The sequence below is a fragment of the Desulfocastanea catecholica genome, from assembly GCF_054657295.1.
On sequence record NZ_BAAHYZ010000006.1, the window covers coordinates 150,458 to 171,726 of the forward strand.

The 21,269-nt window shown below is 50.6% G+C and carries 15 protein-coding genes; 7 read left to right on the top strand and 8 right to left on the bottom strand.

Annotation, left to right across the window (positions count from 1 at the left end; genetic code table 11):
• Positions 1-25 precede the first annotated feature (25 nt).
• Positions 26-958 (top strand): tRNA dihydrouridine synthase DusB, encoded by a 933-nt coding sequence (dusB, locus tag ACYQ8U_RS07690; RefSeq protein ID WP_459944951.1) that lies wholly within the window; start codon positions 26-28, stop codon positions 956-958.
• Positions 959-969: 11 nt separating this feature from the next.
• Here dusB and ACYQ8U_RS07695 read toward each other — a convergent pair whose 3' ends face one another.
• The 4 genes from ACYQ8U_RS07695 to ACYQ8U_RS07710 are packed head-to-tail and all read right to left on the bottom strand — an operon-like array spanning position 970 to position 5,884.
• Positions 970-2,394: a beta-barrel assembly-enhancing protease gene (locus ACYQ8U_RS07695; protein WP_459944952.1), complete on the bottom strand. Its 1,425-nt coding sequence runs from the start codon at positions 2,392-2,394 to the stop codon at positions 970-972.
• On the bottom strand, positions 2,376-3,398 hold the full coding sequence (locus ACYQ8U_RS07700; protein WP_459944953.1) for an NAD-dependent epimerase/dehydratase family protein: 1,023 nt from the start codon (positions 3,396-3,398) through the stop codon (positions 2,376-2,378). The genes ACYQ8U_RS07695 and ACYQ8U_RS07700 overlap by 19 nt, the downstream gene beginning before the upstream one ends.
• Entirely contained in the window at positions 3,365-4,999 is a 1,635-nt protein-coding gene (locus ACYQ8U_RS07705; protein ID WP_459944954.1) for a fatty acid CoA ligase family protein, read from the bottom strand. The genes ACYQ8U_RS07700 and ACYQ8U_RS07705 overlap by 34 nt, the downstream gene beginning before the upstream one ends.
• Before the next feature lie 18 nt (positions 5,000-5,017).
• Complete coding sequence (locus ACYQ8U_RS07710; protein WP_459944955.1) at positions 5,018-5,884, bottom strand: alpha/beta fold hydrolase; 867 nt, start codon at positions 5,882-5,884, stop codon at positions 5,018-5,020.
• A 430-nt stretch (positions 5,885-6,314) separates the two neighbouring features.
• Here ACYQ8U_RS07710 and ACYQ8U_RS07715 point away from each other — a divergent pair, with 430 nt between their 5' ends.
• Positions 6,315-6,515 (top strand): cold-shock protein, encoded by a 201-nt coding sequence (locus ACYQ8U_RS07715; RefSeq protein WP_459944956.1) that lies wholly within the window; start codon positions 6,315-6,317, stop codon positions 6,513-6,515.
• Between the two features lie 58 nt (positions 6,516-6,573).
• Here ACYQ8U_RS07715 and maeA read toward each other — a convergent pair whose 3' ends face one another.
• A complete protein-coding gene (gene maeA / locus ACYQ8U_RS07720) occupies positions 6,574-8,307 on the bottom strand; it encodes an oxaloacetate-decarboxylating malate dehydrogenase (RefSeq protein WP_459944957.1) in 1,734 nt (577 codons plus the stop codon).
• 76 nt (positions 8,308-8,383) lie between these two features.
• Here maeA and ACYQ8U_RS07725 point away from each other — a divergent pair, with 76 nt between their 5' ends.
• Complete coding sequence (locus ACYQ8U_RS07725; protein ID WP_459944958.1) at positions 8,384-9,430, top strand: KamA family radical SAM protein; 1,047 nt, start codon at positions 8,384-8,386, stop codon at positions 9,428-9,430.
• A 16-nt stretch (positions 9,431-9,446) separates the two neighbouring features.
• Here the strand turns inward: ACYQ8U_RS07725 and nhaR are convergent, their stop codons facing one another.
• A complete protein-coding gene (gene nhaR, locus ACYQ8U_RS07730; RefSeq protein ID WP_459944959.1) occupies positions 9,447-10,382 on the bottom strand; it encodes a transcriptional activator NhaR in 936 nt (311 codons plus the stop codon).
• 224 nt (positions 10,383-10,606) lie between these two features.
• On the opposite strand from nhaR, the gene nhaD reads away from it, so the two are divergent.
• A complete protein-coding gene (gene nhaD, locus ACYQ8U_RS07735; RefSeq protein WP_459944960.1) occupies positions 10,607-12,040 on the top strand; it encodes a sodium:proton antiporter NhaD in 1,434 nt (477 codons plus the stop codon).
• Between the two features lie 227 nt (positions 12,041-12,267).
• Positions 12,268-13,818 carry a sensor domain-containing diguanylate cyclase gene (locus tag ACYQ8U_RS07740; RefSeq protein ID WP_459944961.1) on the top strand — a complete coding sequence of 517 codons (1,551 nt, stop codon included), beginning with the start codon at positions 12,268-12,270 and terminating at the stop codon, positions 13,816-13,818.
• Positions 13,819-13,839: 21 nt separating this feature from the next.
• On the opposite strand, the gene priA is transcribed toward ACYQ8U_RS07740, so the two are convergent.
• Together priA and galU are read right to left on the bottom strand one after the other, a co-directional pair.
• Positions 13,840-16,371 (bottom strand): replication restart helicase PriA, encoded by a 2,532-nt coding sequence (gene priA / locus ACYQ8U_RS07745; protein ID WP_459944962.1) that lies wholly within the window; start codon positions 16,369-16,371, stop codon positions 13,840-13,842.
• The gene (gene galU, locus ACYQ8U_RS07750; RefSeq protein WP_459944963.1) at positions 16,368-17,240 is read right to left on the bottom strand and encodes a UTP--glucose-1-phosphate uridylyltransferase GalU; all 873 of its coding nucleotides are present in this window, start codon (positions 17,238-17,240) and stop codon (positions 16,368-16,370) included. The genes priA and galU overlap by 4 nt, the downstream gene beginning before the upstream one ends.
• Before the next feature lie 109 nt (positions 17,241-17,349).
• On the opposite strand from galU, the gene hrpA reads away from it, so the two are divergent.
• Together hrpA and ACYQ8U_RS07760 are read left to right on the top strand one after the other, a co-directional pair.
• Positions 17,350-21,105: an ATP-dependent RNA helicase HrpA gene (gene hrpA, locus ACYQ8U_RS07755; RefSeq protein ID WP_459944964.1), complete on the top strand. Its 3,756-nt coding sequence runs from the start codon at positions 17,350-17,352 to the stop codon at positions 21,103-21,105.
• A gap of 8 nt (positions 21,106-21,113) precedes the next feature.
• The gene (locus ACYQ8U_RS07760) at positions 21,114-21,245 is read left to right on the top strand and encodes a hypothetical protein (RefSeq protein WP_459944965.1); all 132 of its coding nucleotides are present in this window, start codon (positions 21,114-21,116) and stop codon (positions 21,243-21,245) included.
• The last annotated feature ends 24 nt before the right edge of the window (positions 21,246-21,269 follow it).

The window sequence follows — 21,269 nt, forward strand, 5'->3', positions numbered from 1 at the left end:
TTCTTTCGCCTGCGCCCTACGCATCATGCTGCACATTAATCATCTCTCCTTTGCATCACCCTTTGTTCTCGCCCCACTGGCCGGATACAGCGATCTGCCGTTTCGACTTCTTTGTCGACAATTCGGCGCTGGATACTGCGTTTCCGAGATGATCAGCTGCCATGGTCTTGTCTATCAACAGAAAAACACCCTGCGGATGCTCGCCTCTATTGCCGAAGAGCGACCTGTCGCTTTCCAGCTTTTCGGTGCCGACCCGGAGGTGATGGCGGACGCTGCGGAGATAATGGCCTCTTTTCGCCCGGATATGCTTGACATCAACATGGGCTGTCCGGTGAGAAAGGTCACCAAGCGAGGGGCCGGAGCAGCGCTGATGGCCGATCCGCGTCTGGCTGAAGCCATTTTGACCAGGATCGTATCACGGGTATCTCTGCCCGTGACGGTAAAAATCAGGTCAGGCAAAGACAGCCACTCCATCAACGCTCCGGCCTTCGCCAGAATGCTTGAAGGGTGCGGCGCTTCGGCTATCACGGTTCACGCCAGGACCTGGTCCCAGGGATTCTCCGGTCATATTGATAAGGAGGTAATTTCACAAGTGAAAAAAGCGGTCTCTATTCCGGTCATCGGCAACGGGGATGTACTCTCCTATCAGGAGGGGCAACAGATGCTTGAGGAAACCGGTTGCGACGGGGTAATGATAGGCCGCGGCGCACTTGGTAACCCATGGGTTTTCCGGCCGGTGGGACGACCGGAGACGGTACGGGAGATTATCGCAGGTGCACACGCTCATCTGGCCTTGATAGAACAATTTTTACCGGCGGAAAGGATTCTTGGGTACGTTAAAAATCATATGTGCCGCTACTTCAAAGGACTCCCGGGAAGCTCGGCGCTTCGTCAAGCAATTTTCGCGGCACCGAACCTGGCTACCTTAAAACAACAGCTGGCGCCATTCCGGCTTTAGCGCTGCCTCGTTTATTTCTTCAACATTTTTATCTTTTCCAGCAGCTCTTTACTTTCTGCCTGCATTGCCGCAGGTAAGGAGGTGCCTTGCCGAAGGGCATTCCTGAGATTTCCCTCAGCCAGATCGATCTTGCCTTCGTAGAGATAATACTTCCCGAGATAAAAGTTCGCATTGCCGACGAGTTTATTGTCGGAGGCGATTTGCCCCAGTTCGAAATATATTTGTGAATATTCTGGTAATTCATACCTCACCATCTGAAAATATTTCTCCGCCTCACCAAGCCGACCGGTCCTGTAGAGCAGCTTAGCCAAGGTAAATGTAGCATACATATCCGAGCCATCGACCGCCAGAGCCATTCTCAGGGTTTTCTCGGCCTCTTCAAAATGTCCGGCGGCAAAGAGGATAGTCCCTCGATCAACCTTGAGAATATTTTTATCCGGGAGAGAAGCTATAACTTTATCCAGAAGGGTGAGACTTTTGCTGTAGTCATTTTCGTATTTGGCAATTTGCGACAGGCCGTATTGGGCCATCATCTTCTGCAATGCACCGGATCGGCTATCCGCGATGATGTTTGCCAGGGACACCCTCAGATCCCGGGACTCTTTTACCTGGGCGAGAATACGATATTTAAACCGGAGAAACTCGAAATCGTCAGTGGCTTGTGTCGTTTCCTGCAGGTGTTCCCTGTCCATATCAATCAATGATTCTATGTAATTGAGGCGCTCTTCAGGATTGGGATGGGTAAGAAGGTATTGCGGTGGTTTCTCACTGCGGTATCGAGCTATCCGTCGCATGGATTCGAGCATCTTCACCTGTCCTGCCGGATCTCGATGAAGTTTTTTCAGCCAATCATAGGCCATGAGGTCCGCTTCTTCCTCATCCTGGCGACTGAAATGCAGGTTAAGACTTTGTCCCGTCGCCAGTGCCCCGGTCAAAAGAACCGGGGTGGCCGCTCCACCAAAAGCCAATGCCGCCAGGGCTAAACCTAACGAGGCAATACTGGTATATTTTCCTTTCTCCATTCGCGATGCAAGATGACGCTTGACGATATGACCGACCTCATGGGCGAGAACAGAGGCAAGTTCATCCTCAGAGTTCATGGTGCCAATCAGGCCGGAATGGAAAAAAATCAATCCGGACGGTGCAGCAAAAGCGTTGAATTCCTTATTGTCTATGACAAAAAAATGATAATCAAAGTATTGAATTCCTGCTACTTCCAGAACATCCTGACCGAGTTTTGTTATATACTGGGTGATATCAGGGTCGTCTAGCAGCTCAAATGCAGATCGCACCGAGTAGAGTAATTTTTCGCCAATCTCCCGTTCGTCACCGATGGTGAATGCCGACCCCGGCGTCACGGTAAAAAATTGAAAAATCACACTGATCAGAAACCAGACAAAGACATTTTTAATTTTTTTTATTGCGCCTTCAGCCATGATACGGTCCTTCGTAATCCCTCACTCGTTGAAATGACAGGGGCATAGCCCAGATCTTTCCGGGCATTTTCTATGGAAAAATAGTGTGATTTTGCTAATTGTTCGGCGAGAAAGCGGGTCATTCTTGGCTCTTTTGCTGATCTGGCAACTTTGTAGCAGGCCTCCAACAAACCACCTAGGCGATATGCAAACGGAAAAGAGACACTTGACTGTACTCTGTCGATACCCATTGCCGTAAACAAGTCATTTATCCAGTCCCAGAGATTCACCGGTTCTCCCTGACTGATGAAATAAGGTTTTCCGGCCGCTGTCCCCTGCTCACAAAGGTTTTTGGCGGCAAGGAGATGTGCATGGGCAACGTTATCAATATAAGAAATATCCACCAGATTGGAACCGTCCCCCACCCTTTTAAGTAATTTTTTCCGGCCGCTTGCCAGGAGACGCGGCAGAAGATGCGGATCCCCCGGCCCCCAGATGAGGTGCGGCCGGATGGCACAGGTCAGTAGTGTTGGACAATTGGCACCAAGTACGTTTTGCTCGGCGATGACTTTGCTTTTTGCATAGTGACAAAGATACTCGGCGGCATAGGGGAGGCTTTCATCGCCGCCGTTGATGTCGGTACGGTTAAAGACCACGGAGGGCGTAGAGGTGTAGACCAGCATGGGGACGCCGTTTCTTTGGCAGCTGCCGATAACGACCTCGGTACCGAGGACGTTGGTTGTATAATACTCTTTCCACGATCCCCAGATTCCGGCCAGGGCGGCAACGTGAAAAACAATATCAACTCCTGCAGCGGCGCGGTCCATTATCGCACCATCGCTGACATTGCCAACAACACATGTGCCCCCCAGCGCCTCTATCTCAGGATAGTGATGTCGGCCAACTACGGCAGTTTCAATGCCCTGCTGAAGAAGTCGTGTAACAATCGCTTTGCCGACAAAGCCACCTCCACCGGTAACCAGTGCCTTTTTTATCGACAGGGAGAAAGTTTCTTTTGTGCCCATAGTGCCAGTTTTTCGCGGAATATTTTTGCGTTATGCCGGATGTCGACCGGGAAGTTTTCATGAATCAGGAAATGTTTGATATCCCGGGTAAGTTCCGACTGTTCGGCTATCTTCTTTATCTCTGCCAGCAGTTTTTTACTATTGATACTGCGATCCTTCTTCGGCTCGACAATGATGACCGGTATGGTTTCATAACAATCTCGGCTGTTTTTAATGCCGACAAGGGCACTGCGGCAGACATCAGGATGTTCGTTGATTATCGCCTCGCATGGCACGGAATAAAGGGTTGTCTCTTCCGTCACGACTCGATGGGCGCGTCTGCCGCAGAACCAAAGGCGATGGGCATTGTCGAGATAGCCGACATCACCCATCCGATGCCAGAATGTATTGCCGTCGACTATTTTTGCCAGTTCAGTCTCCTGTGGATTATTTTCATACGCCCTGGTCACCACATCGCCACGGACAATAATTTCGCCGATTTTGCCGACAGGTTGAAGCATATCTCCGGTCAGCTCACGCAGAACTTCATCGGCGATGGCAATAATCTTAATGTCAATACCAGGTAAAGGGCGTCCAACGCAGGTTCCCTTGCCCAGCCGACTCTGCTGCCAGGTCTCGCCGACCACCTCGCGGCCTTCTATCGAGACAATCGGCAGACTTTCCGTGGCGCCATAGGGGGTAAAGACCAGAGCCTCGGCAGGCAGTATATCCCGCACCCTCTGCAACAGCTCGTATGGCACTGGGGCCCCGGCCATCAATACCTTCCGGACCGAGTCGAGCACTATCTTCCGTTCCAGACAATACCTGCTCACCACATTCCAGATGGCCGGGGAGCCAAAGGAATAGGTCACCCGGTGTTTTTTAATGGAGGCAATGAATTTTTCCGGATCGACCCGGGCCGGTTGCGTGGGGTCCATGTCGGGAAGAACGGCACAGGCGCCAAGTGCCGCCGAAAAAAGGGCAAACAGCGGAAAGGCCGGCTGATCGACATCGGCCGGGCCAATACCATAATATTCTTTTATCAAGCGCAGCTGGGCACTGAAGATCGAATGCTCGTACCGTACACCCTTCGGAGGACCGGTAGAACCTGTGGTAAATATAATAGCCGCAAGATCCGAGGCTGTGGGTCGATAGACGGGACATTCTTTTCCGGCATCTTCGCTTAGTTTTGAAATATCACCGCCGAAAAGACCGAAAGAGTTGCCGCAGCAAAATGTCTTCTCCACGGTTTGAAAGGGTGTGGTAAATATTTTTGAGAAAAGAATCGCCTTGGGGATACCTATAAGAAATTTCGGGGCAACTCGCTCAATACAGCGCAGCAGATTCTTATAGCCCATGCCCGGGTCGATAAGGACAATGGGGGTGCCGATTTTAAAAAGAGCCAGGGTCAGGCAGATAAAGTCAACGGATGGCGTAACCATCAGGATGACGATATCTCCAGGGCGCAGCCCCTGCCCGGCAAAAAAATGCCCATAAGCGTCAGCTTTGCTGTTGAGCTCATGAAAAGAAATTTTCTTTCCGCTTCGAGCCTCGATCACCGCTGTTTTATCGCCGTGTTCCCTGGCAACGTCCACAAAGGTTTCGGCTATATTTATTGCCACCTCTTTTCTCCCAAACGTTTATTCCCGAAAAAACGACGCAAAAATCGGCACGAGTTCTGCCTGTTTATCTTCGAGAAGATAATGCCCGGCATCGGCGAAATAGTGACTCTTGGCATCAGGGAAGCGTTTCTGCCATTCCAGGAAGAATTCTTCGTTGAAACAGAAGTCACCGCCTCCCCAGACAAGAAGCACGGGCAGAGCCGCATCGCGGAGAAGGTGTAGCCGTTTTTCGATATCGACAAGGGGGGCATAGCTTTTGTCGCGCGGTGCAAGCGGAATATCGCGGACAAAATTGTAGACGGCCACTCGATTTTGCCAGCTGTTGTAGGGTGCAAGATACGCCTTGGCCACGTCCGGCGCCAATTGGTTGTGCACCGCCATAAAGGTGGCCGGCCAGGCAAAGCCATTGAACAAACGGACTAGTATTTCACCCAGCACTGGCAGGCGGCAAAGCTGGATGCGCCGTGGTATCCGGGTCGAACGAAAGGCAGCAGTGTTCATCGCCACTATTTTATCAATACGATTGATATGGTTAACGGCGCAGCCCATCCCTATCGCGCCGCCCCAGTCATGAACGACGAGGGAAAAACGGCCTATCTGCAGATGCCTGAGCAGAGATTCCAGGTTGGCAATGTGCTGCGCCAGACAATAGGGGTAGTCCTGCGGCTTATCGGAGAGACCGCAGCCCATATGATCAAGGGCTATGACCCGATGATTTTCACGTAATTGTAAAATAACATGCCGGAAATAATAGGACCAGGTGGGATTGCCATGTACCATGACAACCACCGGACCTTCTCCTTCATCAAGGTAATGCAGTCGTCCACCATCGAGGTCGAGATAGTGGGAGGTAAATGGATAGTCAGGGTACACCGTCTTTGACACCGCTTGAAAAATTTTTCCGTTGAGATAATTATGCAACCTCATCGCATACAAGGGTGTAAACTTATACTCCAGGCAATTAGGGTGTCAACTCTTTATCGTTTTTACCGACTGCGCTCTCGCTTTCATAGCGCGATTTCACCCGGCGTAGGCACAATAGAAAAGCCTCGGCCATAAAAAATAAGAAAAATTCCTATCCGTGTGGGATGACAGCTCATTTTGAAATTATTTATTGCATTTAATGGGCAGACGTGCTAAACGAATTGCTTGTTGTGGTACAAATCGTTTTGTATTGACGAATGAAAAATACACAAACCAACATGGAAATGGCGGGGATTTTTCTCTTTCTACACAACAAACGATGTCTGACCAGTGAGTGGTTGGAAATATATTAACGGTTCGAAATTGAACTGCGTACAAAAGGAGTAGTACAATGGCAGAAGGTACAGTGAAGTGGTTTAATGACGCAAAAGGTTTTGGCTTTATCGAACAAGATGGTGGACAAGATGTTTTTGTCCATTATTCCGCTATCAAAACTGAAGGCTTTAAGTCTCTTGAAGAAGGTTCCCGGGTATCCTTTGAGATAGTAGATGGCCCGAAAGGTCCTGCCGCTGATAACGTTCAGAAAATTTAGTTATTATTATATCAGTTACAAAGCCCCCGGTGCAGCTATGTACCGGGGGCTTTGTTGTTTACATGGAAACTAGTGGCAGATATTCAGGATTCCATCTGATCCGGTCGATGAGCATACTCATCCTCGCTTCATCATCGTTATGCTGAAAATCAGAGTAGACGCACGGTCTGCTGACCCCTTTTCTTACTGCGCACATAGCCACCGACACGGCAACCTTTCTGGCTACGTTACGGATATCATCGATAGGTGGTACCAGCCGTCCCTTCTGCAGTTGTTCTTCAGACATCATATCGGAAATCGCCCTGCCTGCCACGGTAAAAAACTCCGGCAGCACTTCCCTGGCACCTGAAGCGAGAACGCCCAGTCCGACGCCGGGAAAAACAAAGGCATTATTGCACTGACCAATGTGGCAGGCATTTTCCAAACTTTCCAGGGTGGCGCAGGGATTTCCGGTGGCCACCAGGAACCCCTCCTCACTCCATTTACTGATATTCTCGCAAAAAACCTGGGGCGTTGAAATATGTTGAAAGAGCGGCAGGATAAGTGGCCGAGTGCTGTTTTTCTTAATTTCTTTTATGACATCCTTGTTAAAAAAGAAATCCTGCCCGGTCGTGCCGATCAAGGTGGTGATCCCAGCTTTGCGGATAATTCCCGGGATATCGATTCTGTCAATTTCGCCAAGCCAGGGATGACGGGCCTTATCTTTGGCAAATTTCTTTTTATGCAGTTCCTTGTTCGAGCTGGAGATAAGGCCTTTCGAATCGATCATGAAGATACGGGCCAAGGCCTCTTTCTGCGACAGACCCTCCTCGATCATGGCCAGCATGATCTGCTCACCGATCCCCACCCCCCCTGCACCGCCGCCATGGATGAGGATGCGCTGGTCGGCGAGTTTCTCATTTTTGATTTTCATGGCCGACAAAAGAGCCGCCAGGGCGATCGCGCCTGTACCCTGAATATCGTCATTAAAGGAGATGAGTTCATCGACGAAGGCGTCATGAATACTAAAGGCGTTCTGCTGAGAAAAGTCTTCCCACTGGCAAAGAGCGTTAGGGAAAACATTTCTGAAAGCCCTGACAAATCGACCGATAAACGACAAGTATTCTTCTCCTTCCAGTCGTCTGTGCCGCCAGCCGAGATATTTCTTGTCATCAAGCAGTTTTTCGTTATTGGTACCGACATCAAGAGAGATAGGCAAACAATGCCAGGGGGCAATGCCCGCACCCTGGGTATAGAGCATCAACTTACCGAGGCAGACGGCAATTCCTCCGGCACCCTGATCACCGATACCGAGCACCCCCTGGTTATCGGTGACCACAGCCACGCGGATATCCCGATGAGCGAACCGTCGTAATATATCCTCTGCCCCGTCGATATTGCCAGGATAAAAGTGCAGGCCGTTGGCCTGCCGGAACATGGATGAATATTTCTGTACCGCCAGGCCGATAGTCGGAGTGTAGATGATTTTTATAAAATTTTTGATGTCACTTTGTATAAGAGCGTGGGCAAGTGTTGCGTTACGGTCAAACATTGAACGAATAAAGATAAATTTTTCGATGTCATCGATTTTTTCATTCACCTTGGCCCGAGAACCTTCAATCTGTTCCTCAAGATTTCTCAGACCGGGGGGAAGCGTCGCCTCCAGCCCCAACGATTTTCTTTCTTCAAGGCTGAATGCTGTTCCCTTATTTATATAGCTGCAGGAGCGGGCAGCGGAACCGCTGGCATACACCACAATTTCACGTGTATTGCCATATTCGTCGTATTTGAACCGATACAGATTTGTCGACATACTCAGCCCCCTTGGTCATCTCAAAAATAAAATGTGCAATTGACAAGTGCTCTTCTTTGCTCCATAATGTCCGGCCATGGAACCATGGCAAATAATTTTACAGAACAGCATAACCACCCTGGATGGCCTGCAGGAGCATTTGGATTGTGATAGTAACGCATTACGTGAGGTAATAGCAAACTTTCCAATGCGCATTAATCCATATTTTTTAAAATTAATGCACCATCCCGGTGATCCGATGTGGAAGCAGGCTGTTCCCGATGTCGCCGAGATAAACGACGGGGTCTGTGAGGAAGATCCACTGGATGAAGAAAATCTCAGCCCGGTGCCCAATCTCGTTCACAAATATCCGGATAGAGCGCTGCTTCTTGTTTCGAATACCTGTGCGATGTATTGCCGTTTCTGCACAAGAAATCGTAAAGTCGGCACTGCAAAAATGAAGATCAGTCCCGAGACGCTGCAAGCCGGCTACGACTACCTGCGATGCCATCCGGCTATCCGGGAGGTCCTCATTTCAGGCGGTGATCCGCTTCTCCTGCCGGATGAGGAGATCGCCGCGATTCTGAGAAACCTACGTTCAATACCCTCTATCGAAGTCATCCGCATCGGCACCAGGGTACCCTCGGTTCTGCCCATGCGCATTACCGCTAAACTTGTTACTCTCCTCAAAGCGTATCACCCTCTTTATATTAATACCCATTTTAATCATCCTGCTGAAATCACTGCGGAGTCGAGTCTGGCCTGCACCATGCTTGCCGACGCCGGTATCCCGCTCGGCTGCCAGACGGTCCTTTTAAAAGGCGTCAACGATGATGCAGAAACACTTAAAAAACTTTTTCTCGCCCTGTTGCGCATCCGGGTGAAGCCCTACTACCTGTTTCAGGCCGACCTCACCCGGGGAACCAACCATTTCCGAACGCCGACTGCTACCGGGATCGCCATAATGCGTCAACTTTACGGACATATCTCAGGCATGGCCATTCCCACCTACGCCCTTGACGGACCAAAGGGCAAAGGCAAAATTCCCCTTACCCCGCAATATATCCTTGCCCAGGGCGATACCCTTGTCTTTGAGAATTACCAGGGGGTAGTCTGTACCTATCCAGAGGCCGACTGCGGGTGATACAGGCCGCTAAGATTTAAGCCAATGGTTGCTCGTATGGTTGTTGCGCTGCATCAAAAAAGAGGTTTTGATGCGCAGCCTCGGAAATAGCCACTACTGCCGGGTGCCTGATAATCCGTTCCACCGAAATAACATAAAACTTTTCCCTGATTCTATTTGTCCGGCCAAGCACCTGGACCTGATATTGCAGTTCAACCTCCTTCTCGATAACCGTTGGCGCCATAAAGACGCCTTCGCCGGCCTGTCCATACACCGCCAGCAGTGCATTGTCATCAAACTCGCCGATTATTATGGGGTGAACGTTAATACTTTCAAACCACTGGTCGACCATCCCGCGCAGGGAGCTCATGGCCATCGGCAGCAGCATGGGTGCCCCGTCGAGAGAATGCGGAAAGTTACGCTGCAGGGTTTTTGCCATTTTTTCCACGCCAAAGAAAGAAACTCCGCATTCCCCCAGGAGATGGTTGTACGCTTTGATACTTAAGCTTGAACGAAGCGGCGTCTCGGTGAGGACCATATCAAGTTTATGCAGCGCCAGGTCGGCAAGCAGCTGCTCATCCTTGCCTTCATGACAGATCAGCCGGACCCGTTCAGACAACTTGCCCGCCGGTTCAAGAAGTTTACGGGCGACAAGTTTCGGCACCATATCGACAAGGCCTACCTTAAGGGATATCGGACCAGCTGCCGATTGCCCCCGCACCGACTCTAGCATTTCTCGACCCAGGGAAAATATCTCATCCGCATATCTATGGACAAGATGTCCCATATCGGTAGGTTCGAGATTTCGGCCGACGCGTTTGAAAAGTTTCGCACCTAACATTTCTTCGAACGTGGATAATTGGGAGCTTACCGTTGACTGGGCCAGATTGAGCTTCCTGCCGGCTGCGGTGATGCTTCCCTCCTGCATAACCGTCCAAAAATAAAACAGGTGATGATAATTAAGCCATTCCATTACTCACTAATTCCTCAGGATGTTGCGCTGTATTGCTCTGCCATACTATTTCACGATTCGATTTTTTCGAACTATAATAGCACATTTATTCACTTGACCTCATCTTTTTTTAGCTTTATCATATGGTGCTGAAAAGATTACAGATCAATTTCAGAACATTTTTTTTTCATCAAATCGTACCGCAAAACGCAAAATAATCAAAAAAACTTAACAGGAGTTCGGCAATGCGTGGACGGAGCCTTTTCTATTATTTCACCGTTTTTCTCTTCTCCCTGGGGTTTTGCGGAACAGCCTTCGCCGCTGAGCCGGGAGTGGTCCAGGAAGCGTTGAATCTTACCAATCACTGGGGTGGATATATCGCCTTGATCGTCTTTGTCGTGGCGTATTTCTTTGTCATGCTCGAAGAGATGACCCATATGCGGAAATCGAAACCGGTTCTCCTGGCCGCCGGTATTATCTGGGGCATAATCGGCCTGATTTATGCGATGAACGGCATCAACCATGCGGCAGAGGTAGCTATTCGGCATAATATTCTTGAATATGCCGAGTTGTTTCTCTTTCTTCTGGTGGCCATGACCTTCATTAATTCCATGGAAGAGCGGCAGGTGTTCGAGGTTCTCCGGGTAAAGCTGGTCAATGCCGGCTACTCTTTCAAGAAACTGTTCTGGATTACCGGTCTTCTGGCCTTTTTCATCTCGCCGATTGCCGATAATCTCACCACCGCACTGCTTATGTGTGCCGTGGTGATGGCCATCGGCAAGGAGGACAAAAAATTCGTCGGCCTGGCCTGTATCAATATTGTCGTCGCCGCCAACGCCGGTGGCGCCTTCAGCCCTTTTGGCGACATTACCACGCTTATGGTATGGCAGAAGGGCATTGTTCAGTTCCAGGAATTTTTAGTTTTATTTGTGCCGTCAGTGGTCAACTGGCTGGTGCCGGCAGTGATAATGAGCTTTGCCGTGGCAGACAAGCAGCCGGCAACCGGCCTTGAGGACTTGAAATTAAAGCGTGGGGCCTTCGTCATCATCGGTCTTTTTCTCTGGACCATCGCTACTGCCGTAGGCTTTCATAATTTCTTACAGCTTCCACCGGTGGTCGGTATGATGGCCGGTTTGTCGCTGTTGAAAATGTTCGGCTTCTACCTGAATAAAACCCATGTCAGAAGGCAAGAGACGTATGACCCGGTAAAAGCCGAACAACGCATCGGTCAGATCATCCCTTTCGATGTTTTTGCCAGGGTTGCCCGGGCGGAATGGGACACCCTGCTCTTTTTCTATGGTGTTATTCTCTGTGTCGGCGGTCTTGGTTTCATGGGCTATCTAGGTCTCGTATCCAATCTGATGTACCTGGACTGGGGCCCGACAACGGCAAATATCATGGTCGGAATTCTCTCGGCCATCGTTGATAACATTCCGGTCATGTTTGCCGTCCTGACCATGATGCCGGAGATGTCTCAAGGCCAGTGGCTGCTGGTTACGCTGACGGCGGGTGTTGGCGGAAGTCTTCTGTCCATCGGCTCCGCGGCCGGTGTGGCGCTCATGGGGCAGGCAAGAGGCCAGTACACCTTTTTTGGCCATCTCAAGTGGACGCCGGTCATTGGTCTGGGCTACGCCGCGAGTATCTACGTGCATTTTCTCATCAATGGCTCGTTGATGTAGCAGCGGGTGCACTACCGGCTCTTATGCCATCTCCCCTTCTCACGCGATGAAGCCGATAGTTTCAGCCGCTGGCTGCGTGAGAAGGGTCAAGACACCTTCTACCTTTACCGTCTCCTCCTTCCTTTCTTTTTCCGGGAAAAGTTGATAATAATCTTCAGGAAATTATAAAATTTTCTGAAGATTACTTTTGATTGTAAATCAATAATCAAACCACCCGGAAAACCGTTATGCATAAAGATGAACTTCTACGAAATATCCTCCTCTCTGATGAATTGCCGATATTACCCACGGTCGCCTCGAAACTGATCACCCTCACTGCCAAAGAAGAGACTACCCTGGCCGACATTGGTGCGTTGGTTTCCCAGGATATTTCACTTTCAGCGAACATTCTGAAAGTAGCCAATTCCGCCTTGTACAGTTTTCCGCAGCAGATAGGTTCGATTAAACAGGCTGTCAGTCTTCTGGGAATGGATGCCGTACGCAGCCTGGTGCTGTCCCTTTCTTTTTTGACTATGAAAGCCGATACAGTCAAAAGTCGCTTTAATTTTGAAGCCTTTTGGGAAAAGTCACTGGCTTCAGCGGTGACGGCCAAGCTTATTCTCGAACACACCGAGGAAGCGGATACAAAGGAGGCATTTGTTTCCGGGTTGCTGCAGAACCTGGGGGAACTTACCCTGGCGAGATCTTTTCCCAGGGAGTACGACAAGGTTCTTCAGGCCGTCGAGGGCACACAACAGCATACGCTTGCCGCGGAAGAAACCATTTTCGGCATCGACCATACCGTGGTCGGGGTAGAAGTGGCTCGGCACTGGGGTTTTCCGGAGGTATTGCTCATTCCTCTGCAGTACCATCATCATCCTGAAGAATATCTCGGCAGAAACGTCTCGATCAGGGCAACGGTCCGAGCAGGCTACCTTACTGATATCTTGGTAAATATCCTTTATTCGAAACATCCGGAAATGTATCACAAAAAGTTTCGTAAGGAAGCGGGAAAATTACTCGGTCTGACAGCGGAGAACATCGAGACTATTCTCGCTCAGGTCCATACAAAGGTTAAGGAGGCCGGGACCTCTTTCAATGTGAAAATAACAGCCACCAAATCAGTGCATGAAATACTTCAGGAGGCCAATAGTCGTTTGAGTCTGATAAATCTCGACTACGACCAGAGGAATAAACAGCTTACCCTGGCTAAAATCCACCTTGAAGATCTGACGAAGGAGCTGGAGAAAAAAAACAAGATACTCGACAATCTGGCCAATATCGATGGCCTGACCGGGGTCTATAACCATAGATATTTTCAGAATATTTTAGATCAGGAGATTAACCGGGCACTGCGACACAAGACCTCGATCTCAATTCTTCTCATTGATATCGATCATTTCAAACTGGTCAATGATACCTATGGTCATCAAGCAGGTGACTATATTTTAGCGGAATTTTCCAGGATCATACAAGAGAACATCAGACAATACGACACCCTGGCCAGGTACGGCGGTGAAGAGTTTGTTGTCGTCCTGCCGGAGACGAGTTGTGCGGATGCGTTAATCGTCGGAGAAAAATTACGTTCTGTCATTGAACAGACAACTTTTCACGACAGCCGGGAGAAGTACCACATCACGGCAAGTTTCGGACAGGCATGCGGCACTCCGGCCACAGTGGATAATTTCAACAAAAACGATTTGATCCATCAAGCCGATCAAGCGCTCTATGAGGCAAAGGAGAAAGGACGGAACAGGGTTGTCGGCTATAGTCCGAAAAAAAAATGGTACGCTTTCTGAGGCATGGCACATGAGGCACTATCACATCATATTTTCCGGATCGACATCGATTGCCAAGGTGCACTGGCGTCCGACCAGTTCCTGCCGCACACTTTTTATGGCCATGCACAGTCCGTGCATTTGCTCGGTATCACCGCCCTTTAAAAGGATCTGCCAGCGATAATTGTCCTTGATCTTGTCAATAGGTGCAGGGGCCGGGCCGAGCGTATCAATTTTGAGTTTTTCTTTTTTGACCGTTTGTCGGCAAAATCCGGCAAGACGTACCGCCGTCTGCTGCACCTCTTTTTCCACCCGCCCCTGGAGCCGCAGAGCGGTCAATCGCAGATACGGCGGGAAGGCCGGGTGCCGTCGCAGCTTCATCTCGTGGGCAAACATTTTGCCATACTGGTGATCCCGTGAATAGACAATCGCATAGTGATCCGGACGCATGGTCTGGATGATGACTTCACCCGCCGCATCTCCCCTTCCCGCCCGGCCGATCACCTGGGTGATGAGCTGAAAAGTTCTCTCCGCAGCCCGGAAATCCGGCATGCTTATTCCCCCATCGGCCCAGACGACGCCGACGAGGGTTACGTTGGGAAAATGGTGCCCCTTGGCGATCATCTGGGTGCCGATGAGGATGTCAATGTGCCCCTCGTGCATTTTGGCCAGAATGGAGAGAAATTTTTTTCGATCGGAGGCCGTATCGGAATCGAGTCGTGTAATTCGCGCTTCAGGAAAAAGCTCCCGGACCTCCTCTTCCACCCGTTCGGTGCCGAATCCGGCCGGGACCAGGTCGGTCGATCTGCATTGCAGACAGACACTTTTTTCGGCCACGGTAAAGCCGCAATAATGACAGATGAGTTTATTTTTACCCTTATGCAGCGTCAGCGAAACATGACAATGACTGCATTGTACCGGTGTGCCGCAATCCCTGCATATAACCACAGCGGAAAAGCCTCTCCGGTTCAGCAGCAGGATACTCTGCTTGCCGCGGCTCAGGTTCTCGGTCAATTTTTCCTGCAGCTGCTGTTTAATGATACCTTTAATTTCTTTTGCTTCGTTTTTGTTGAGATCAACTATGGAGACTGCCGGTAAAGATCGGTCTCCCACCCGATCCTTCATGGTCAGCAGGGAATACTTGCCCCTTTGCGCATGCGCATAACTGGTGATCGAAGGCGTGGCCGAACCCAGAATCACTACGGCGTCATGGTATTTTGCCCGCAATACGGCAAGGTCGCGACCATGATAACGAAAACTGTCGTCCTGTTTGAAACCGGCATCGTGCTCTTCATCAACAACGATCAATCCAGGATCTCGGACGGGGGCAAAAAGAGCGGACCTGGCGCCGATAACCACCTTTGCCTTGCCAGTCAGGGCCAGATAAAACTGATCGAATCGTTCCGATGCCGACATTCCTGAGTGCAGCAGGACGACCAGATCACCAAATCTTGACAGCAGCTGCGCCTCGAGCTGGGTGGCCAGGGCAATTTCCGGGACGAGAATTATCACATCCCGGCCCTGCGCCAGGGTCTCTTCCGCCGCCCTGAGATACACCTCGGTTTTACCGCAACCGGTCACCCCGTGCAGCAGAAAGGGACTGAACTTTTTGGCCCTGATTGCCGGCCGCAGGCGGTCCAGCACGGTTTGCTGCTCTTCGGTGAGACGATCAGGGCGGGGATAGTGTTGCAGCTGTTCGCCAAAAGGGCTGCGAAAGACCCTTTCCCTGCAACGAACGACAAGCTGTTTTTCTTCCAGTGTTATCAGTGCATTTGCCGCACCGGCGTAGTCCTGGCGCAGATCTTTCAAGGCGATGGTTTGGCGGTTGGTTTTTTCAGTAAGATGCTGCAGGCGCTGCAGCGCCTTGACCTCCGAGAGTTTGAGGTCAAGTCCCATCTCCCGCTTAATTTTTTGCTGATATTCTTTCACATCCTCGCGACTTGTCGCCGTTTCATGCAAAGTAGGAAAATCCGGTAAGGCAAGCCCATAACAGAGCTCACGTTTTTCCCGCACGCCATCCTCAGCCATGCTGTTTTCGATGCTGACCGCATCTTTTTCGAGCAGACGAGCCACTACTTTTTTTCCCGTCCGGTCTCTCAGAATCTCTGCGGTTTCCAGCGCCCCAAGTTCACCCTGGGTGGAAAGCTTTTGCCCCCACCGGGGCATGTTGGCCGGGAAAAAGGCCAAAAATTGGTCGGGTCGAGCCTGTAAAATGAGCTTTTTAACGCTCTTTGGTGCAAGCCCGCCAGGTAAGGCTGTTTTGATAACCAGCCCCAGCGGATAGTGATAATAATTGGCCACCCATCTATAAAACGGCACACTGTTCTCATGAAACAGAGGATAGGTATCGAGAAAGGTGCTTATTTCTCTTATTCGGTAGGGAGGATCTTCTACAGAGGGCACAACGGCAAGCACATAACCGGTCACCTTCCGCTTACCCAGCCATACCAGCACCCGTCGACCGACATAGCTCTTCTGGCCGGCGAGGCAATCCCCCTGTTCTGCACTCTTTGCTACAGCGTATGTCAAGGTCTGTTCAAGGGGAGCGGCTATCGCAACTTCCACATGCATCATAAAGTCGCGACAACCTCTTGGAGGTGGGCCTTCAGCTGCTTGCCGAGGGCTGGATGCCTGAGTCCATAGGCAATAATTGCCTTCAGGTAGCCCATTTTATCGCCGGCATCAAATCTCGTCCCCTCAAATTCCTGGGCATACATGGCCCTTCTTCTGGTCAGGGCGAGCAGTGCGTCGGTCAATTGAATCTCGCCGCCATGACCCGGCGTGGTCTTGTCGAGAATATCAAAAATTTCCGGCATTAAAATATATCTGCCGATAATAGCCATATCCGAGTCGGTTGTACCGGGGGCGGGCTTTTCAACCATGCGTTTGACTTTATAGGTTTTCTCCCGATCGGTCTTTTCTCCTTCGACAATACCGTAATGCGAGGTCTCCTCCATCGGCACCCTTTGAATGGCGACAATAGACTCACCGACTTCATCAAAAAGACCGAGCAGTTGCTTGGCACAGGGGACTTTACTGAGGACCATGTCGTCACCAAGCAGGACCATGAAGGGCTCATTACCAACGACATTACGCGCCGTCCAGATGGCATGGCCCAGGCCAAGGGGTTTTTTCTGCCGCACCGAGACGATATCTATGAGATTGGAAATATTGTTCAGTTCTTCGCCGAGAATCGTTTTATTTTTTTCCTTCAGAACTGCGTCGAGGTGAAAGTTGTAATCAAAATGGTTTTCAATTGCTGATTTTCCCTCACTGGTGACAAAAATAATCTGATCAATTCCTGATGCGACAACCTCCTCAACTATGTATTGTATAGTCGGACGGTCGACAATAGTGAGCATCTCCTTGGGAATTGCTTTTGTCGCTGGAAGGAATCTGGTCCCGAGACCGGCAACAGGAATAACGGCTTTACGAACTTTCATAGTAACCTCAATTTTTAAAGTAATAGAAATGCAGAAGGTATATGGTATCTCACCGGACAAACCTCTGCCAGTGACTTAACACACAATAAAGACGACATCTATTTTTTTCATGAATTATTTTTACCCCGAGAACCTGCCGATAATCGATAATAAAAGTGCTATTATCGAGGCCATAATCAACAATCAAGTCGTCGTTATTGCCGGGGATACCGGGTCAGGAAAAACGACACAACTGCCCAAGATGTGTCTTGAGGCCCTTCCAGACAACAATTTACTTATCGGCTGCACTCAGCCAAGACGAATTGCCGCATCGACCGTCGCCGCCAGGGTCGCAGAAGAGCTGGGAGCGGCGGGCGATATGGTCGGGTATAAAATTCGTTTTCATGATTATACAACGCCGGCGACAAAGATCAAATTTATGACCGACGGCGTACTCCTGGCGGAAACCCGACACGACCGACTATTATCCAGATACGGTGTCATTATTATTGATGAGGCCCACGAGAGAAGCCTGAACATTGATTTTCTGCTCGGATACATTAAACAGCTGCTGCACCGACGCAATGATCTCAAGATTATTATAACTTCGGCGACTATCGATACCGCCGCCTTTGCCACTCATTTTGATGACGCGCCGATCATCACCGTTTCAGGACGCACCTATCCGGTCATCGTCCGCTACAATCCCCCACAAGAAGATGTCTTAGGTGAAAAGGATGGCGAACTGGAGCACTGCGTACAAACCGTTTGCGACCTTTTTCATCGTGAACCGAAAGGAGACATTCTCGTTTTTTTACCGACGGAACGGGATATCCGCGATTGTTGCCGGCTGCTCGAAGGAAAAATCTCCCAGGCGGTGATCCTGCCGATCTTCGGTCGCCTGCCGGCTGGTGATCAGCGAAGAATTTTTCAGCACTTCAATCAGGTGAAGATTGTCGTCGCCACCAACGTCGCCGAAACATCCGTCACTGTTCCCGGTATCCGCTATGTTATTGACAGTGGTCTCGCCCGTATTTCCACCTATAACGTTCGGGCGAAAACCACCAGTCTGCCGGTCAGCAGAATTTCGCGTGCCAGCTGTGACCAGCGCAAAGGTCGATGCGGCCGGGTCGCGCCGGGCATCTGTATCCGCCTCTATTCCGAGGAAGATTTTCTCGACCGGCCCGAATATACCCTGCCGGAGCTGAAACGCTCGAATCTTGCCGAGGTTATCCTGCAGATGATATCTCTTGACCTCGGTGACCCGGAAAAATTTCCCTTTCTTGATCCGCCCTATAAAAATGCCATCCGAGAGGGCTATCGGCTGCTGCGGGAGCTCGGCGCCATCGACGAGAAGATGCAGCTGACCGCACGGGGACGGATCATGGCCGATCTGCCCATTGATCCCTGTATCGCCAGAATCATCATCGAGGCAAAAGAAAACAACTGTCTTCGGGAGATTAAAATTATCTCAGCGGCACTGGCCATTCAGGATCCGCGCATCCGGCCGGCCGACCATGAAAAGGAGGCGGATGCCGCCCACCGGGAATTTGGCCATCCGCACTCCGATTTCATGGTCCTCCTGAACATATGGCATCAGTTTCACGATGTGGAGAACAGCACCAAATCCTGGTCAAAATTGAAAAAATATTGCACGACCCATTTTCTGTCCTTCCAGCGGATGCGCGAATGGTTCGATCTGCACACCCAGTTAACGCGGATCCTCGACCGACGGGAAGGATTTGTCGACAACGTCGCCGACGCCTCCTACGAGCAGATCCATAAATCTTTTCTTGCCGGCTTTCTGCGCAATCTGGCCATAAAAAAACAGGGCCGTCTGTATCAGGGCACGCATAATAAAGAGCTGATGATTTTTCCCGGCTCCCATCAGTTCACCTCCGGCGGCCAGTGGCTGGTGGCGGCATCGTTTCTCGAAACGACCAGACTCTACGCACTCACCGTGGCCACCATAGAACCGGACTGGATCGAATCGGTGGCCGCGCATCTCTGCAAATATTCCTGGTCCAATGCCCACTGGCAGAAAAAAACCGGACAGGTCATTGCCGACGAAAAGGTCTCTCTCTTTGGATTGATTATCGCCTCCGGCCGAAAGGTGAACTACGGCAAAAGGAACAAAAAAAATATCAGCGAGGCCCGGGACATTTTTATCCAGGCGGCACTCGTTACCGGTCAGCTCAACGGCTCGTATCATTTTCTCGACCACAACCTGGCACTGATACAAAAATGGCAGGACGCCGAAGAAAAACTGCGGGTGAGAAGTATTGTTGCCGACGAATTGACCCTGCATGCATTTTATGCGGAGCGAATCCCCCTTGACGTCTATGACCAGACGACCTTTAACCGGTTTCTCAAGAAAAAAAGAAGCAAGTCCTTCCTGCTGATGCAAGACGATGATGTGCTGCTGCGCCGGCTTGAAGAAAAGGAACTGGTTGATTATCCCCCTACCTTTTCTCTTGGCAGCATGCAGCTTCGCCTGGAATACCATTTTGAACCGGGGTCAGAGAGAGACGGCGTCACCTTTCGACTGCCCTTTGAATTTGCCACTACGGTTGCCGCCGATGCCTTTGACTGGCTCGTTCCCGGCCTCCTCCAGGAAAAACTGACCTTCCTGCTCAAAGCACTGCCTAAAGGCATCAGAAAAAAACTGGTGCCGATCAGTGACACGGTAAACAGATTGCTCGATGATATGGAGTACGGCAGGGGCTCCTTGTATTCAGCGCTGGAAACCTCCATTTTGAAAATGTTTAAACTGTTGATTCGACGTTCCGACTGGTCGGACAATCTGCCTCCGCACCTGCAGCCTCGGTTTCTCCTCTTTGACGCTGCCGGCCAGGAGCTGTGCGCCGGACGTAATTTACGAGACCTGCTTGACCCGCGGATGGGCAACCAGCCCTCGGCACCGGGGCGGGCTCTACGCGGTGCGGAACAGGAAGTGATACAGCGCTGGGCGGGCGGCAGCCATACGAGCTGGAATTTTTCCGGGCTTCCCGACACCGTGCCGACCTATACGCCGCAAGGGGAAATTGCCGGCCTGCTCTACCCGGTACTCATCGCCCAGCCGGAGGGCGGCTGTGTCAAACTCACCTTTGAACAGGACAAAAGAGTCGCCGAGAAACTGAACAGGCAAGGCAACCTGTATCTGTATGCTCTGCAATTTGGCAACCAATACAAGGCATTGAAGAAGCTGTGCACCACCGCATTATCCGGCCCCTCCTCCATCTGGCTGATGAGTATCGGCCAGACCCGCAAAGAGGTGATCTCCAGACTGCTCGATTGTATTCTCTGTGTACTTTTTGGTCCAATCCCCAAGGAGATCGTCTCTGAAGCAATATTCTTGAAAAATATTAAAGACATCGAGGCCCGGGGCTTTTATGCCGCCGGTCAGGAAATCTGCCATGGGCTGATGGCGCTTGTGCGCAAGAGACGAACCGTGGTCGATGCCATCAGCAAAATCTTCGCCCAGGATGCCAGGCTGCATTTTCCCAGCTGGAAGCAGGCGGATTTTCACGCCCACCTCAATGATATTTTCCCGGTGGATCTGCTCCTGGACACCACAGAGCCTCTGGATGTGCAGAATATCGATAGACAGCTGCAAAGTCTTCTTGTACGCCTGGAGAGGTTCCATGCAAATCCTGCCAAGGACGGCCAGAAATCAGCGCAGCTTCAGCCGTATCTGGAAAAATTGCATCAACTGATGGCTAAAAAGGAAGAGCTCCCGGAAGAAGCAGTCGAACACCTGCTGTGCTTTCGGGATCTGGTCAATGAATACAGGATTTCTCTTTTTTCACCGGAAATTAAAACCCGTGCACCGGTTTCCCCGAAAAAACTTGATCAGCAATGGAGCGTAACACTCGCGCGGTGTTAAAGGGTGCTATGCATAAAGTTACCATCGGCGTGCTGCTCTGTCTCTCTTCCCTTATCTTGATACACGGCAATAATGCAGTGATCGGCATCATCGCTTTTGTTGCAGGCATCGTGCTCATGAACGGCGGCAAACGGCCCTGAAAGTAATTTTCACCTTTTCACATG

Coding starts and splice junctions, on each gene's coding strand:
- ACYQ8U_RS07715 (WP_459944956.1), top strand. CDS start 6,315: ATGGCAGAAGGTACAGTGAAGTGGTTTAATGACGCAAAAGGTTTTGGC.
- nhaD (WP_459944960.1), top strand. CDS start 10,607: ATGCGTGGACGGAGCCTTTTCTATTATTTCACCGTTTTTCTCTTCTCC.
- priA (WP_459944962.1), bottom strand. CDS start 16,371: ATGATGCATGTGGAAGTTGCGATAGCCGCTCCCCTTGAACAGACCTTG.
- hrpA (WP_459944964.1), top strand. CDS start 17,350: ATGAATTATTTTTACCCCGAGAACCTGCCGATAATCGATAATAAAAGT.
- dusB (WP_459944951.1), top strand. CDS start 26: ATGCTGCACATTAATCATCTCTCCTTTGCATCACCCTTTGTTCTCGCC.
- maeA (WP_459944957.1), bottom strand. CDS start 8,307: ATGTCGACAAATCTGTATCGGTTCAAATACGACGAATATGGCAATACA.
- galU (WP_459944963.1), bottom strand. CDS start 17,240: ATGAAAGTTCGTAAAGCCGTTATTCCTGTTGCCGGTCTCGGGACCAGA.
- ACYQ8U_RS07725 (WP_459944958.1), top strand. CDS start 8,384: ATGGAACCATGGCAAATAATTTTACAGAACAGCATAACCACCCTGGAT.
- ACYQ8U_RS07740 (WP_459944961.1), top strand. CDS start 12,268: ATGCATAAAGATGAACTTCTACGAAATATCCTCCTCTCTGATGAATTG.
- nhaR (WP_459944959.1), bottom strand. CDS start 10,382: ATGGAATGGCTTAATTATCATCACCTGTTTTATTTTTGGACGGTTATG.
- ACYQ8U_RS07695 (WP_459944952.1), bottom strand. CDS start 2,394: ATGGCTGAAGGCGCAATAAAAAAAATTAAAAATGTCTTTGTCTGGTTT.
- ACYQ8U_RS07700 (WP_459944953.1), bottom strand. CDS start 3,398: ATGGGCACAAAAGAAACTTTCTCCCTGTCGATAAAAAAGGCACTGGTT.
- ACYQ8U_RS07760 (WP_459944965.1), top strand. CDS start 21,114: ATGCATAAAGTTACCATCGGCGTGCTGCTCTGTCTCTCTTCCCTTATC.